The sequence below is a fragment of the Flavobacterium sp. RSB2_4_14 genome (assembly GCF_051547085.1).
Classification (GTDB): domain Bacteria; phylum Bacteroidota; class Bacteroidia; order Flavobacteriales; family Flavobacteriaceae; genus Flavobacterium.
In genome coordinates, this window is the sequence record NZ_JBPTTL010000005.1 from 113,836 (window position 1) to 129,421 (window position 15,586).

A 15,586-nucleotide genomic window follows, 5' to 3' on the forward strand; every position below is an offset into this window, starting at 1 on the left:
AAAACCCTGGGCTACAATATGAATCGTTCCTACGGAACTGGGACATTGATGGGGTTTTTATGGTGGTTTGAAGTTGGGAGGTTTTGTGGTGTGGGTTTCATTTTATTACCACGCAAAAGGATTGACTACGTCGAATTTCATTTCGCGAGGTAGCGGAGGGGCACGAGCAAGATGCTCGCGCTTGCTGGGGAATGTAAACGTGAATTTACTACAAAATTTGCAATCTTGCCAAACCGCTGTTGGCAGATAGCCTTTCTGTTTTTATCAACTTTTAATTATTTTTATAGTTTGAGTATTATAGGCAGTATGAATTTTTAAAATAAATGTTGCTTTCTGTAAATCTGAAATATTTAAAATAAAATTATTTCTATTTACTATTTCTGTTATTATTAGTCTACCTGTAACATCATATAATTCTATTCTATCTATTTGATATTTATTGTTTTCAATATTAATTATATTCTTAGTTGGATTTGGATAAATTTTAAGTTGACTATTATAAAAATCTTCAACGGATAAAGATGTTGGGCAACTTATAGGAGTGGGAGTCCATAAATCTATTGAAACTCCATTTCCTAATTGACCAAAGTAATTTTCTCCAAAAACCCAAAGTGAGCCGTCATTTTTTTTAACAAAAGAATGTGTATAACCAACACTAATAGAATTCCAATCTACATTATTGTTGATGGGTGTAAAATTATTTCCTCCGCCTCCTAATTGACCATTTGAATTATTTCCCCATGAATATAATTTACCATTATTGTCAATAGCCAATGTATGTGAATGTCCAGAAATTACTTCAGCCCAATTTGATGAAGTACCAATTTGTGTTGGAATTGCTAAAGTGTTAGTACTCCCATTTCCCAGTTGACTAAAATAATTATAACCCCAAGCCCATAATGTTCCATCAGTTTTAATTGCAAAAGAACATAATTCTCCTGCTTCGGCTTTAGCCCAATTGGTTGCGGTACCAATTTGAACAGGGAAATTTTTGGGAGTTGTAGTGCCATCACCAAGTTGAGCAAAATCGTTAGCGCCCCATGCCCATAAAGTACCATCAGATTTAATAGCTAGTGAATGCCTATCCCCACCTGATATTTGAGTCCAAATTGTTGATGTGCCTATTTGAGTTGGCATAACTTTATTTATGTTTGTACCGTCACCAAGTTCACCATTTTGATTATTTCCCCATGTCCAAAGTGTTCCATTTGATTTTATAGCTAAAGAATGATATATAGCTGCTTCAAATTTCACCCAATCATTTGATGTGCCAATTTGTAATGGAATATTACCATAGTTTATTACACCCCCGAATGGGTCAGTACCCCAACCCCAAAGAGTTCCATTTGACTTTTGTATAAGTGTATACCAATATGAAGTTGAAATATTTGTCCAATTTGCGTCGTTGCCAATTTGTAAAGGAATATTAGATGTTGTTGGAAGTCTAGCATCGCTTTGACCCCAACCCCAAAGAGTTCCATCATTTTTTATTCCAAAAGAGTTCCAATGACCGCCCTGCACTTTATTCCAACATTGGGAGTATAAAGTAAGACTTGAAAGAAATAGAAAAATGACTATTATCAATTTCATTTTAAAGTTACAATTAAGTTTCATAATTTTTTGTTATTATTTTAAGATTTTAATTTTAAGGTTTCTGCCAACTAGCTTATAGGTCTGATAAACGTCAGACCTATTTATTATTTCAAATATATAAAAAATAGTACAAAGTAGGAGGAAAGATTGTGTGGAGATGCTTCTCTCGTCCTAAAAGACGAGACAGCATGACAAAGTGTGGGTTAAAAAAAAGAGCAACGAAAGTTGCTCTTTTTATTGTTTTGGGTTTTTGTGTTTATGGTAAGTAAATCCTGCTATCGGATAGGAAAACTTCTTCAATCCTCTTTGTTCACTAATTACATTGCAGGGATTTTGCTCTTGCTTTTTGGCACAAAATAGATTAGAAGAATACAATATAACTGCAATGTGTTAAAAATATTTCTATAGAAATGATAACTAAACCATTCGTCTCTAAGGCTTGACCAGTTGCTTGGTAGGGTTGTAGGTGTCCATGTTAGAAATAAATCGTTTAAAGGTCGGTTGCCTTGCAAGGCGACAAAAGTGTTGCCTAATAGGAGCAGGATTGCCGCTACAATAAGAAAGCCTTTTGTTTTGCTCTTTTCCATAAAATAAAGAATGGCAAGTAAGCTGTATAATGAAAGCATAATCGTAAATATTATGGGTCCTATGCTTCTCATTAGTAAATCTACTGGGCGGTGCATTTCAATAAAAGTTGTTCCTGAAATTTTGTAACCAATGGGGAAAATAATCATATCAAAAACACCAAATGCACCCATTAATGCAGGCAAGGTTAGTATAAAAAGCAGTGCATTTTTTAACACATTTAAAAATGGGTGTAGCGGTTTTATACTAGTATTCTTTTTTGCAGGTACATAGTAGGTTGTCAGAAAAAAAACCAACCCTACGATACCCGATAGTCCATAAAAACCAATGTATTTTATCCAATCATCTTTTAGGCTTATCCAATTGGAAGGGATAGTTTCGGGTGTCCAATTGGCCATTTGGGCAGCAATGGGATAAGCATATTGTGTGACAATAAATACCCCAACACAATTTGCCAACAATGATAGCACAGCCAACAATCCTTTTATTTTCTGTTTGTCTCTAAAAAATAAAGCTATTTGAACAATGAGAAAAACGGCTGGAATGAGGTCTAAAATAATAAGCCCTTTTAGGTGTACATAATGTTCTGTAGTATTGAACCAATCTAAAAATGATGTAACAGATGTTGACCCTTTGAATATATCTTGGCCATTATATCCAATCGATACTGATAACCCTACTAAAATAGTAGTAATGAAAAGAAAAGCTTTTTTGAACATAATATTAATTTTTAAAATTGAAAGTTACTTGAATTCTTGATGCTAACTTTTCTATGCTTACAAGCATTGACGGGAACTATCACTGACTATCACAAATATAACTAATATTTTATTTCAACAGCGTAATTTGTTGATATTTAATGTTTTCACTATGTAGCCTAACGCCTTTACTTGTTACACAACTTAATAAATATGCAATAAAATAATGTGGAATTGGGCCCTTTGGTTAACTGTGCTCCGTTCGGTTTCGCCTTGGGTCATTTCCGATTGCCTTGGAACACTCAGAGTGATGGGAATGATAAACTTTGGAAAAGGATAATAAAAAAGAGCAATGTGAGTTGCTCTTTTTTATTTGTTTTTTGGCATGAACTAAATACGCTCACCAGAGATAAAAATTGTCAATTACTTTATTTTACAACAATAAGTTTTTTTGTCTCTCTAAAATTATCTGACTGTACTTGCACAGCATAAATACCCTCTGCAAAATGGGATGTATTGACTTCTATCTTTTGAGTATCATTTACCTTTGTTGCATAAACAATTTTTCCTGTAATGTCTGCAATAGCAATAGCAACTTCATTGTTAATACTTCCAAAAGCAATAGTAAGTTGATTGGATGTTGGGTTTGGAAAAAGCGTCATTGATGGTGCAATAGTAGTATCAATGATACCTAAACTTCCACCCGTATCTCCTGCAAGTATTGATTGATTAGGCACGGAATTGTATGCGTAATCCCTGATGGTGAAGCTATTGCCGGCTAAGCCAACGGATGTACGAACCCATCCATAATACCTGTTTCCATCTATTAAAAATCTAATTGCAAAATAACGGTCAGTGGTATTTGACCATTCGCCAAATGGAATTGGATTTGCGCCCCATGGACGAGTGTTTGTAATAGGAACCTGTCTTAAAATTGCCTTTATATTATTAGTCCAGGATCCGCCAGTCCCGCTTGCATCAGGACCTATAGATACATTACTGTTTATGGCTTTGGCTAGCAGGATAGGACAACACATAAGTGACTCACTACCTGCGGGAGTACTTAACCACACGGCACGACTCGAACTCGTTACATTTGCGGTAAGGGTGACATCTGTTATTCCATCGTTGTTGATGTCTAGCGCATGAGCCGAAGAACCAATAGGAGTTTGAATAATTGTCACATCCGGACTTAATTCGTTGTAAACAATCTGAGCATTGGCATCCATGAAGGTAAATAGCATCATGATGAATGTAGCGTAAAACATTTTTTGTAATTGTTTTTTCATGATTTTAATTTTTATAACGTTAAACTTAAGTAGGTTCCTGCTTAAATTGTTAGTTTAAAGTTATAAAACTAAAATTTAGTACTGCCATCCTTGGGGTTTCTGGCAACTTTAAGCACTGATAAACAAATATAAATAAAATTTTAATTCAGCAGCGTAATTTGTTGATTTTTAATTGTTTTATGTTATAGAATGTGCTATAGGCTGGCAGGTTTTATTTCGTCCGTTTTGCTTCTATCTTATTTCCATTCTGTAATAAAAACAAATTTGAAATTTCTCCTTTTTCGTTCTTTTCAAACTGAATTTGTGCATCTACTACTTTTAGGAAAAATAACATTTCACTTTCTGCAAATATCGGGAACGCATTTTGTCCTGTCAATTGTATAAATAGTTGGTCTTTATCTAATGAAATTTTGATTTCAAATTCTTTTTCAACTTCATAAGTCCCAACAAATTTTTGAAGTTGTTCTGTTGTCATACTAATTTCATTTCTGATTTTTTGTATAGGTAATGGTTTATTATAGAGTATACTTCTAATTGATTTTACAGGAATTGAAACGTTGTCGTGATTTTGAAGTATTATTATCGTTTTATCATTTGTAATATGTCTTTCAATAAAAGTCACATAACCTGGCCAACCACCGCTATGGCTTGCAATTTTTCCAAAATCAGCATTGTCGTCCATTCCCCAACCAAAACTATATTTCGTTTTAGATCCGTCTTTCAAAGTTGCTACTTCAAAAACTGCATTCATTCCCTCTTGTGTGAGTAATTTATTGGTGTATAATGCTCTATCCCAAATTAATAAATCATTTAAAGTTGAATTAACTGTTCCGTCTCCAACAATACCATCAAGCCAAATAACCATTTTAGTTTCTTTCAACTCGTCTGGTAAAATATACTTTTTCAAACTATCTGAGTAAACATAACCATAAGCATAATTGTCAATTTTCTTTGGCAAAAATCTACGAGTGTACACAAAGGTATTTTTCATTTTCAATGGCTTGAAAATAGTTTTGTTCAGATAGTCAGCGTAGGTCATACCCGATGCTTTCTCAATTATTGATGCCAATAGTGCGTAGCCCGTGTTGCTATATTCATATTTTGTATTTGGTTCAAATAATATTTTTGGTTGATTGTTACTGAATATATCAATTATGTCTTTGTTAGTGGCAATTTTAGATTTGTCAAATATACTATCCATAAGTTCCATATAGTCTGGTAGACCTCCAGTATGATTTAATAAGTTTCTTATAGTTATACCTTTGTAAAATGAAAGTTCAGGTAAGTATTTTTTAATGTCATCGTCCAAATTCAACTTTCCTTTTTCTTTCAGTATCATTATTGCCATGGCTGTGAACTGCTTTGAACAAGATGCCAATTCAAAAATCGAATTTTCGTTTAATTTTTCTTTTGTTGTTTCGTTTGCAAGTCCAAAACTATGGCTATAAATAACTTTCCCTTTTTCTGCAATTAGAAAATTTCCATTGATTTTCTCTTTTGAATAAAGAGCATTGAGTAAGCTGTCAATTTTTTGAATTCTGTCTTGTCCAAATGCAAGATGTCCAATTAAAAGAAGTACGATTGTGGTTGTTAATTTCATTTTTTATTTCTTGTTAATTAATGTATGTGAGATGTCTCGCAAAATTGCCGCTAACTCGATTATATTGCCAAACCCATTTTAGCGGTTCGGGCATTTTATTTTTCTAATTTTGTGGTGTCAATACCTTTTATAAGTAACCACAAACAAAGACTTAGTTCTCCTAAAAGAATTGGAATTGCAAGGTAAATGAACAGCGGATTCGCAAATCCTTTTGAAAGAAACATTGTAAAATTACTTATCAAATAGCATAGTCCTGCTACTGCATACCCTATTCCAATAATTTTTGGTATAGCATTGGTTTTAAAAATTACATATCCAATTAAAATACAATAAAACCCAAAGAATACTAAACCAACTCCATACCCTTGTGCTTGAATATTTAAGGACAGAAGAGAAAGTGTTGCTAGTTGGTTTGGTTGAAAAGTAGTTAAGTAAGTGTCATTGCCTAATAGTAACAAAGGTGTAATTTGATTTAATAGATTGACTGCAATAATTGCCGTTTGAATAATAACAAAGGCTAAAGCAATTTGTAGTATAATCTTATTTGACTTTTTGAAAAAATGATAAAGTATCAATATGGTGGGTATGCCCACTACAAAATTGAAAAGGTCAGCCACAAACCCCCAACGAAAAAGCATTTCATTGGCTTGAATATTGTGGGCAGTTGCCAATGCATCGTTGGGCACTCTTAATGCTTGTCTAACGAAAACTTCCGAAAACAAACCTGTCGCAATTACGAGCAAGTAGCAAAACCCTGCAATTCGAGCTAAATTTTTATCTGAAATCATTTTTTTGAAGGTAGTATATAGTGATTATAAAAGTATTTCCATATTTAATTATATAAACAAGACGCACGGGCTTGTCATTTGTTACTATTTGTTTGAATTAATGAAACCCATGAGGTGTTTTTATATTGCCTTAAAGTAGGGAGATTTTGTGGAGTGGGTTTTTTAAAATGTTTTGCGGGCACGGATTACACATCTGCGAAATCTGGCATTTTATCATTGGGCAAAACGTTATTTGTTTGATTTTACCCAAAGATTATATTCATTAATCAAATCTATGATTTGTTTTTCTTTTGCAATTGGTTTTGAGGAAAATAAAGTATCAAGTTTGATATCGATGTCCTTGTTTCCATAAAGATATAGTTTTAATATTTCATACACTTCTTTATTTAATGTTAAACCCTGACTAAAATCAAATAAATTAATATCGGATTCCTTATTGATTGGTTCTAATTTTGAATCATAAATTGATATATAATAATTTTTATCATCATTGTGACTTGCTGGTGTATAATTGGGTGTACCTGGAGTTCCAGATCCAGTATAGGTTTGCTTTAAATCTTCGCAAAACAATTTTACTTTACCTATGGTTAATCTTTGAATGAATTTATACTTTATACGATTATCATATTCTTCTATGTATAGATTTTCCATTCTTTTATAATCATATCTATCTGAATCCTTAAGTTCTTTTTTTTCGATTTGATTAGTAATACGTTCATAATATTTTTTTTTGTTAGCTATGTAATAACTAATTATTTCTTCAATATTATATTTTTTCTTTTGGTTAGCTTTTTTTGTTTTTACATTATAATCTGTCAATTCAATCTTGTCTACATAAATGGTATCATAAGATTTTGTTACAATAAAATCAGAACTTTGAGAATAATTTTTTAAATACATAAATAATGTAATTAGTATCAAATATTTTAGCTTCATGTTTTTATATTGTTTGCCAACGTGTATATAGATCTGATAAAATCAGACTTTGTTATAATTTCAAATATATAAAAAAGATTACAAAGTAGGAAGAAAGATTGTTCTCATCTAAAAAAGACGTGACAGCATGACAAAGATTGGGGTTAACAAAAAAGAGCAATGAAGTTATCTAGGAACTAAAAAAAAAATCAATCCACAGAGTAGGGTAAATGACAAATAAATTGTTTTATTACCAAATAACCCAAAAGGTGTAATTCTTTTTTATTATTTTCACCCATCGGATTAAAGAATATAAATTAATAACCAAATTGTTTAAAAATGAAAAAAATCAAAGGACTTATCGGAATTTTAATGCTAGTAATTGTCATGGTATCTTGTTCTAGCGACAACACTTCTTCGGAAGGAACATTACGTATAAAAGCAAAAGCTACTTATACAAATGCTGCCAACAAAAATGCAAGTGACATTGTTATCACAAGTTTTAAAGTAAATATTAGAAAAATTGAGTTTGAAGTAACCGAAGGAATGAATAACGGTAGCGATGACGATGCAAACGGTGACTCTGATGGCGATAATAATGATGGAATGTACAACGGTGATGACGAAACAGAATTGAATGGTCCTTGGGAATTGGATTTATTAAATCAAACTGCTCCAGTTACAACGGTTACGGTTCCAAACGGAACGTATGAAGAAGTAGAATTTAAATTAAGCCCAAGCTTAGTGACTACTTCACCAATTTATACTAAAACTTTTGAAATTAGAGGAACAATAAACGGAACACCTTTTGTGTTTTGGCATAACTTTGACGAAGATTTTTCTATAGATTATGAAAATGCCGCTCAAAACTTAGTAATTGCAAATGGTACTTACGATTTAGTATTTAACTTTGATTTAAATCAAGTGTTGAGCCAAGTAGATTTGAGCAGCGCGGTTGACGGTGATGGTGATGGAGTAATCGAAATTGGTCCAGATGATACCGACGGAAACAATGCACTTGCGACACAATTAAACGACCATATAGAAGACGGTTGCGATATGGAAAATGAAAACGAGGATGATTAATAATTAGGGTTAACTTGTTTATATTATTAATAAAAAATTTAACCACATAGAATCATAGAAAAAAGATTGGGATAGCCCGATTATCGGGTTCATATAGCTATGGTATTCTTAAATTTAGTGAAACGACTTAAACGATTTACAAAATCTATGTTCCTATGTGGTTTAAGAAAATAGGAAAATGAAAACGAGCAAGATTAATAAATAGAGTTAGTAAGTAAAGAAGCCACTAGAAATAGTGGCTTTTTTTGTTATCAAACCCTGATAGAGTTCAAAACTCTGTCAGGGTTATTTTTTTCGAAACAAACGGAATGCTTAACATTTTTTATTCTGCTTCAGTTACAACATGTAAATTCAAGCAAAATAAGTTTAGGCGCTTATTATTTCGTAACTTTATATAAGATTTATGCTGTTTGCAACAAGGTTTAAAAAGGGAAATCATGAAAAAGTATGCAACCCTACTAATAATAATAGCCAGTGCACTTTGGATGAGTAGTTTTGCTCAAAGTAAGGACACAGTAATACCTCATGCCACTTTTGATACCAAAGCATTAGAGGCCTACAGAAACGCACACAAAAATCTGGAACCCGTGATTATTTCATTTCATGTGGAAGAAAAAATAAACATGAAATTTGGTGGTCGCACTACTACCTATAATGTTCCCAATCTAAATTTAATCAACACCAATGATTTAGGTCCGAATAACACCCGGTTCATTATTCCAAAATTAGCCAATCCCAAAGAAACACCAGTAACACTGATTAATGATAAACCATCAAATTATGCCAAAGCCAATAAAAGTAATGGTATAAAATCAGACTCGCTGCTTACTTTGGACCGCAAACCATCAAAAATGTTTGTTGATATCAATATCTTAAACACCTACGAAAGAACGCTCGAAAAAGGATTTATATCAATAGAAATGCTCAAAAGAGTAGGTGATAGAGCTTATTTTGAAGGCAACCTCGTTGAAGCGGCCAATTGGTATAGTCAGTTATTTGAACTCACCACCGATTTAGAACCTGCCTATTATTATCGATACGCTATGTCCTTAGTTTCAGTTTCCGATCTTAAAAAAGCTAGACAAATGATGAAGCTATACGAGGAAAAATCAGTTCGTAAATGAGTTGTGTAACTCGAGGGATGTAATTGACAAAATAGCAATTACATAAAAATTTAACCACATAGAGACATAGATTTTATAATTTATGAAAGTCGTTTCACTAAATTACAGAATAGAATAGCTGTATGAACCTAAGACCCGAGCAAAAGCAAACGGGCAAAGTAATTGAGCTATCACTATCTTTTATCTATTTTTCTATGTGGTTAAAAAAAGTATAAAAATGGAATTACTCAATGGATTATTTAGAACTTAAATCGGGTCTGAAGCTCAACATTTCTCCCCATGACTTTTCAGTAGGACTTGTCTCCTCCATCCATTCTTGATAGGCACCTTCACCATATATGGCATCATAGCGTTCTTTCATTGGTTTCAGGAATCCTGTTTCTCTTTCTTTCCAGCCGGTTTTGTAACGAGTAACAATACTAAGCTGAGGTGCACCAGAAGAACTAGCCTGATATACTACCACATTTTGACCGGATGCTTCCCAAACTTTTTTAAGTTTTTTTAATCTTGATTCTACTTTATCAAACTCACCTTGTTTTGGGTAAATATGATTTACAGCAATTTTATCGGTAAAATCAGTAAGCTTTGCAGCACTCAAATCTTCTCTATATACTGAAAAACTAGAACTTTGTCTGCCTTCAGTTAGCGCTTCTACGCTCTTCACCCAATCCGCCATATGAACATCTCCTAAATTATTTCGGGAATCAATTTCAGCCCAGCTATTTGGTCCTTCAACAATGTGATACCCACCAGCATCAGGTCCTGATAAAATTTCAAACACACGCCACTTCCATTCACCAGTATGGTATTTTTGAGCATGAGCAGCAATCGCTTTTTCTAATTCTAACGTTTTTCCATTTTTGGCAAAGACTCTAGAAGCAGTAATCACATTTTTGGTTTGGCTCAATCCAATTATTGGAACTAATGCCAAGAGTAAAAGAATTTTTTTCATGGTTAATCTTGTATTTAATTTTGCCTACTCTATAAGGTTTTCGGCTTCTCCGTTTGTTGTGGATGTAAAAATTAATTTTGTTTTCTTTTCGAATGCAGCAATTTTTTAAAAGAAAAACATACAAGATTTGAGGGGTAATAATTTTATTTATTCGGTTAAGAAAAACGAAGTTATAAAAAAAATAAATACGAATGTTAAAAAATGTTATTAATCATTATCTTACGGTTGGTTTAAACGAGCAAATTCTTTTGGTAGAACACCTACTTGTTTTTTAAAAGAATTGTAAAAAGCAGATTTAGAATGAAATCCTGATTTTTGAGCAATTGCATCAATGGTTATGTTTTTAAAAGAAGAAGAGGTAAGCATGATTTTTGCCTCTTCAATTCGGTATGAATTGATATAGTCATTAAAATTCATATTCGCTTTTTCATTAACAATTTGAGAAAGTTCTTGCTTAGTAATCGAAAGGTCTTTGGCTACTTGTTGCAAAGATAGTTTGGTTTCTAAATAGGGCTTTGTTTCTAATTTCATGTAGGCTTCTAACTTTTCAAGAACTTCGTTTTTAAAACTATCATCAAGGTTGGAGTTTGCATATTTTTCAATTTCCGTTTGTTCTACATAATAGTATCCATATAAAAGTCGAGGAGAAAAGAATAATCCTAAAATAATCAAATAAAGAAATATTGTTACCATAGTAACAGCAAAACAATAAGGGTCTTTAAACAGTGATAAGCCAGTTAAATGGTCAATAAATAGCCCTGTTAAAAGAAAAAATTGACATAAAAAATAAAAATTAAGCCAATAATAAAGTTCTTTGTTTTTACGTTGTGGTTGCTTGGTAAAAAGATTGTATTTTTTTGCTAAATATAATTGTGCAATAAAATATACAATGCCACTAACGGTTTTTATAAAATATTGAATTGGAATTACCATACTACCATTTGACTTAAAAGTGTCATAATAAAGAAGTTTATAGTGTGTACTTTCCATATAAAATGGAAAAAACCAAATAGCATTAAGTATAAATGGAAGTAAGTGAAGTAAATGAATTTTTTGAAATTTAAATTTAGCATTTAAACAGGATGCCGCATAGAAATAGGTTGCAGGTCCAAATAGGAGATGAATAGGACTGTCAACACGAAGTAAGTGTATATAGTTTTGAATTTTCCCAGAGTAATTAAGCGCACCAAGAATAATCATTAAGGATGTTACTAATATGACAGCCGCCATGCTAATCTTAACAGTCTTTTTGCCTGAAAAAGAAAAAAGCACTGAAGTAGCTAGAATAATACCCAAGGCACCACCAAAATAAGCAAATAATTCTAAAAAGCTAAAATTCATAAATTTGGATTTACCACTATAAAAGTAATCGCTTTTTTGATTTCAACAAATTTTTTTGTACTGAATCATAATTTTATACTTATTTATTGTAAAACGCTAATGCTTTTAAAAATTGATTTTCAATTGCTTATGTTGTTACTTTTTCCTTTTTAGAGTTTTTAAGGTATTTAGATTAATAAGGTCAATCAAAACCTTAACTATTTATATATCTTTGAATGAGTATCAAAAAGTGTCCTTGGTATTTTATAACTTAAAATCAAATAATGTTAATTATGTATGCAAAATTTAAAAGTTTACTCCTTGCAGTAATTGTAATGCTATCATTTAGTAGCCATGCACAAACGCCAGCTTCCAAAGCAGATATCAAATTGGATGTTCGTGATTCTAAACCAGATTGGGCGCCATACATTCGTAAAAAAGCACCAGAAGGTTCGCCAAACATTTTATTTATCCTTTATGATGATACCGGCTTAGCGGCTTGGTCTCCCTATGGAGGAAGAATCAACATGCCTACGATGGATAAACTAGCTGCCGATGGTTTGACCTATACACAATGGCAAACGGTAGCACTTTGTTCACCAACACGTTCTTGTATTAATACTGGTCGTAACCACAACCTAAACGGAATGGGAGTAATAACAGAAGGTGCTAACGGATATCCAGGTTTTAGTTGTCAGTTACCAGCACAAGCGGCTACTATGGCGTCTATATTAAATGATAATGGATGGAGTACTTTTTGGTTAGGAAAAAATCATAATGTTCCTGAGACTGATTTATCAGCAGGAGCTAACAAAAGCCAATGGCCGTTACAACAAGGATACGATCGTTTTTATGGTTTTATCGGTGGCGAAACCAATCAATTCTATCCAGACTTAACAGAAGATAATCACGCCATCGAAGCACCTTATGGACCAGAAAAAGGATACCATTTGTCTAAAGATTTGGCAGACCAAGCTATCAAGATGATTGGTGACCAAAAATCGGCTAACCCTTCTAAACCTTGGTTTATGTGGTTTTGTCCAGGAGCTAACCATGCACCACATCAAGCACCAGCCGATTACATCGCTAAATATAAAGGTAAATTTGATGATGGTTATGATGCGTATCGCAAATGGGTATTGCCTCGAATGATTGAAAAAGGAATTCTACCAAAAGGTACTACACTAACAGAATGGAACCCAATGCCAAAAGACATGGCGAATCCAGCCGATGCAGTGCGTCCTTGGAATACATTGAATGCCGACGAAAAGAAATTATTCTCTCGCTTGTGTGAAGTATATGCTGCATTCTCTGAATATACTGATGTTCAAATTGGTCGAATAATAGACTATCTAAAAAAGACAGGTCAGTATGAAAATACGGTTATTATGTATGCTTCCGATAACGGAGCTTCTGGAGAAGGTACACCAAACGGTTCGGTAAATGAGAATAATCTTTTTAACGGTTTCCCTGATGATTTAGCCGAAAATATGAAACTAATTGATGAATTAGGTGGACCAAATACTTATGAACACTACCCGACTGGGTGGGCAGCAGCTTTATCAACTCCTTTCAAAATGTTTAAACGCTACTCTAACTATGCAGGAGGAACGGATTGTCCCTTGACCATCACATGGCCAAAAGGAATTAAAGCTAGAGGAGAAGTTCGTAACCAATACCATCATGCCGTTGATATTGTGCCTACTATTCTAGAAATATGTGGACTTGAAATGCCAAAAGTATACAAAGGAGTAGAGCAATATCCATTATCTGGAGTTTCTATGAAATATACGTTTGATGCTAAACCTAATGATCCTACCCAAAAACACGTACAGTATTTTTCTATGCTTGGGACACGTGCTATTTGGCAAGACGGTTGGAAAGCGGTGGCTGTTCATGCACCATTAACGGATAAAGGTAAATTTGACCAAGATAAATGGGAATTGTATCATGTGGATGTAGATCGTGCTGAATCTAAAGACCTTGCTAAACAATACCCAGAGAAAGTAGAAGCAATGAAGGCATTATGGTTGGAAGAAGCAAAGAAAAACAATGCATTGCCTTTGGATGACCGTACTACCCTTCAAATAATTACCACAGAACGTCCAACTGAAGAAACTGTAACAGACAGCTATACTTATTATCCTCATACTAGTGCAGTGCCAGAAGCAGTCGCTGTAAATATAAGAGGGAAATCATACAAGATAGTTGCAAATGTAGAAATTACAGCCGATGCAAAAGGAGTAATCTTTGCTCATGGTTCTCGCTTTGGAGGACATAGTTTGTTCATCAAAGACCATAAATTGTACTATGTGTATAACTTCTTAGGGATTAAGCCAGAACAACAATTGGTTTCAACAGAAACATTAAAACCTGGAAAATACACTTTTGGTATGGAGTTTATTAAAGAAAAATCAGGAGAACACTTTGAATCAATGGGTACTGCTAAATTGTATATAAACGATAAGATGGTTGCTCAAATGCCAATGCGTACACAGGCAGGTAAATTCACTCTTGTGGGTGATGGCCTTTGTGTAGGTTTTGATAGTGGTGACCCAGTGAGTAATCAATATTCTTCACCAGGCGAATTTGAAGGAGGAGAAATTAGTTTTGTAACCGTAAATACTGGAAAAGAGCAATATCTCGATTTAGAAAGAGAAGCCGCTAGAGCGATGCGTAAAGAGTAACAAGTATTACAATAAAAAGTAACGCTTAGTTAAATATAAATACAAACGGTCATCATTGAGGTGACCGTTTTTAAATAAAAATAATGAAAAAACTAAATATTAAAACAAAATCATTTCTATTGATGTCTGCATTTTTACTTGCATTAGGCACAGTAAACGCACAAGACAAACCCGCACAATCAGCCGAAGAGTTAGCTAAAAAGTTAGCAAACCCAATTGCCTCATTGATTAGTGTTCCATTTCAAAATAATACTGATGTGGGAATTGGAGCTTTTAATGGTTCTAGAAACACCTTGAATTTTCAACCGGTAATCCCTATTTCCATTTCTGAAAAGTGGAATATGATTTCACGTGTAGTGCTACCAATAATATCACAGCAAGATATCACTGCGGCAGGTGCTAAAGAAACAGGATTAAGCGATGCTGTGGTAAGTGCTTTTTTCTCTCCTGCAGAAGCCAAAAATGGTTTGACTTGGGGTGTTGGACCGGCAATATTAGTTCCAACTGCTACCGATAATCTATTGGGAACAGAAAAACTAGGAGTTGGACCTACTGCAGTAATTTTGAAGCAAACTAAAGGTTGGACCTATGGCGCATTGGTTAATCAAATATGGTCAGTTGCCGGAAATAATGAACGTGCCGATGTCAACCAGATGTATGCACAACCTTTTTTGATTTACAATTGGAAAAGTGGCGCAGGAGTAGGAAGCGTTTTTGAAATTACTCAAAACTGGGAAGCTAATTCAACATCAGTTTTCTTTATGCCAACAGTGAGTGGAGTTACTAAATTAGGTAAACAAATGGTACAACTGGTAATTGGTCCTCGTATTCCAGTATCGGTTCCAGAAAACGGAAGACCTGATTTTGGGATTAGAGCGTTGGTGAATTTCGTTTTTCCTAAATAATATCAAATAGCAACTAAAATAAACTAACGGTCATCATTCAAAAT

General features: G+C 33.5%; 12 protein-coding genes. 4 read left to right on the forward strand and 8 right to left on the reverse strand.

Features of this window, described 5'->3' with window-relative positions:
• Nucleotides 1–264: 264 nt before the first annotated feature.
• The 6 genes from ACSVH2_RS10485 to ACSVH2_RS10510 all read right to left on the reverse strand — a co-directional run bounded on the left by ACSVH2_RS10485 (nucleotide 265) and on the right by ACSVH2_RS10510 (nucleotide 7,453).
• A complete protein-coding gene (locus tag ACSVH2_RS10485) occupies nucleotides 265–1,590 on the reverse strand; it encodes a T9SS type A sorting domain-containing protein (protein WP_438093131.1) in 1,326 nt (441 codons plus the stop codon).
• A gap of 320 nt (nucleotides 1,591–1,910) precedes the next feature.
• Nucleotides 1,911–2,897: a hypothetical protein gene (locus ACSVH2_RS10490; protein ID WP_438093132.1), complete on the reverse strand. Its 987-nt coding sequence runs from the start codon at nucleotides 2,895–2,897 to the stop codon at nucleotides 1,911–1,913.
• 407 nt (nucleotides 2,898–3,304) lie between these two features.
• Entirely contained in the window at nucleotides 3,305–4,144 is an 840-nt protein-coding gene (locus ACSVH2_RS10495) for a T9SS type A sorting domain-containing protein (protein WP_438093133.1), read from the reverse strand.
• Nucleotides 4,145–4,376: 232 nt separating this feature from the next.
• Complete coding sequence (locus ACSVH2_RS10500; RefSeq protein WP_438093134.1) at nucleotides 4,377–5,765, reverse strand: serine hydrolase; 1,389 nt, start codon at nucleotides 5,763–5,765, stop codon at nucleotides 4,377–4,379.
• 95 nt (nucleotides 5,766–5,860) lie between these two features.
• Nucleotides 5,861–6,553 (reverse strand): DUF4386 domain-containing protein, encoded by a 693-nt coding sequence (locus ACSVH2_RS10505; RefSeq protein ID WP_438093135.1) that lies wholly within the window; start codon nucleotides 6,551–6,553, stop codon nucleotides 5,861–5,863.
• A 228-nt stretch (nucleotides 6,554–6,781) separates the two neighbouring features.
• On the reverse strand, nucleotides 6,782–7,453 hold the full coding sequence (locus tag ACSVH2_RS10510) for a hypothetical protein (protein ID WP_438093136.1): 672 nt from the start codon (nucleotides 7,451–7,453) through the stop codon (nucleotides 6,782–6,784).
• Between the two features lie 354 nt (nucleotides 7,454–7,807).
• Between ACSVH2_RS10510 and ACSVH2_RS10515 the strand changes: the two genes are divergently transcribed.
• Together ACSVH2_RS10515 and ACSVH2_RS10520 are read left to right on the forward strand one after the other, a co-directional pair.
• Nucleotides 7,808–8,554 (forward strand): hypothetical protein, encoded by a 747-nt coding sequence (locus tag ACSVH2_RS10515; RefSeq protein WP_438093137.1) that lies wholly within the window; start codon nucleotides 7,808–7,810, stop codon nucleotides 8,552–8,554.
• 437 nt (nucleotides 8,555–8,991) lie between these two features.
• The gene (locus ACSVH2_RS10520) at nucleotides 8,992–9,678 is read left to right on the forward strand and encodes a hypothetical protein (RefSeq protein WP_438093138.1); all 687 of its coding nucleotides are present in this window, start codon (nucleotides 8,992–8,994) and stop codon (nucleotides 9,676–9,678) included.
• A 235-nt stretch (nucleotides 9,679–9,913) separates the two neighbouring features.
• Here the strand turns inward: ACSVH2_RS10520 and ACSVH2_RS10525 are convergent, their stop codons facing one another.
• Together ACSVH2_RS10525 and ACSVH2_RS10530 are read right to left on the reverse strand one after the other, a co-directional pair.
• Nucleotides 9,914–10,630 carry a hypothetical protein gene (locus ACSVH2_RS10525; RefSeq protein ID WP_438093139.1) on the reverse strand — a complete coding sequence of 239 codons (717 nt, stop codon included), beginning with the start codon at nucleotides 10,628–10,630 and terminating at the stop codon, nucleotides 9,914–9,916.
• A gap of 219 nt (nucleotides 10,631–10,849) precedes the next feature.
• Nucleotides 10,850–11,971 carry a helix-turn-helix domain-containing protein gene (locus ACSVH2_RS10530; protein ID WP_438093140.1) on the reverse strand — a complete coding sequence of 374 codons (1,122 nt, stop codon included), beginning with the start codon at nucleotides 11,969–11,971 and terminating at the stop codon, nucleotides 10,850–10,852.
• A 272-nt stretch (nucleotides 11,972–12,243) separates the two neighbouring features.
• Here ACSVH2_RS10530 and ACSVH2_RS10535 point away from each other — a divergent pair, with 272 nt between their 5' ends.
• Together ACSVH2_RS10535 and ACSVH2_RS10540 are read left to right on the forward strand one after the other, a co-directional pair.
• Complete coding sequence (locus tag ACSVH2_RS10535; RefSeq protein WP_438093141.1) at nucleotides 12,244–14,637, forward strand: arylsulfatase; 2,394 nt, start codon at nucleotides 12,244–12,246, stop codon at nucleotides 14,635–14,637.
• Nucleotides 14,638–14,720: 83 nt separating this feature from the next.
• A complete protein-coding gene (locus ACSVH2_RS10540) occupies nucleotides 14,721–15,542 on the forward strand; it encodes a hypothetical protein (protein ID WP_438093142.1) in 822 nt (273 codons plus the stop codon).
• Nucleotides 15,543–15,586 lie beyond the last annotated feature (44 nt).

Bases quoted from the DNA above. Each gene is read 5' to 3' on its own strand.
- ACSVH2_RS10485 (WP_438093131.1), bottom strand. From the start codon at position 1,590: ATGAAATTGATAATAGTCATTTTTCTATTTCTTTCAAGTCTTACTTTA.
- ACSVH2_RS10490 (WP_438093132.1), bottom strand. From the start codon at position 2,897: ATGTTCAAAAAAGCTTTTCTTTTCATTACTACTATTTTAGTAGGGTTA.
- ACSVH2_RS10495 (WP_438093133.1), bottom strand. From the start codon at position 4,144: ATGTTTTACGCTACATTCATCATGATGCTATTTACCTTCATGGATGCC.
- ACSVH2_RS10500 (WP_438093134.1), bottom strand. From the start codon at position 5,765: ATGAAATTAACAACCACAATCGTACTTCTTTTAATTGGACATCTTGCA.
- ACSVH2_RS10505 (WP_438093135.1), bottom strand. From the start codon at position 6,553: ATGATTTCAGATAAAAATTTAGCTCGAATTGCAGGGTTTTGCTACTTG.
- ACSVH2_RS10510 (WP_438093136.1), bottom strand. From the start codon at position 7,453: ATGTATTTAAAAAATTATTCTCAAAGTTCTGATTTTATTGTAACAAAA.
- ACSVH2_RS10515 (WP_438093137.1), top strand. From the start codon at position 7,808: ATGAAAAAAATCAAAGGACTTATCGGAATTTTAATGCTAGTAATTGTC.
- ACSVH2_RS10520 (WP_438093138.1), top strand. From the start codon at position 8,992: ATGAAAAAGTATGCAACCCTACTAATAATAATAGCCAGTGCACTTTGG.
- ACSVH2_RS10525 (WP_438093139.1), bottom strand. From the start codon at position 10,630: ATGAAAAAAATTCTTTTACTCTTGGCATTAGTTCCAATAATTGGATTG.
- ACSVH2_RS10530 (WP_438093140.1), bottom strand. From the start codon at position 11,971: ATGAATTTTAGCTTTTTAGAATTATTTGCTTATTTTGGTGGTGCCTTG.
- ACSVH2_RS10535 (WP_438093141.1), top strand. From the start codon at position 12,244: ATGTATGCAAAATTTAAAAGTTTACTCCTTGCAGTAATTGTAATGCTA.
- ACSVH2_RS10540 (WP_438093142.1), top strand. From the start codon at position 14,721: ATGAAAAAACTAAATATTAAAACAAAATCATTTCTATTGATGTCTGCA.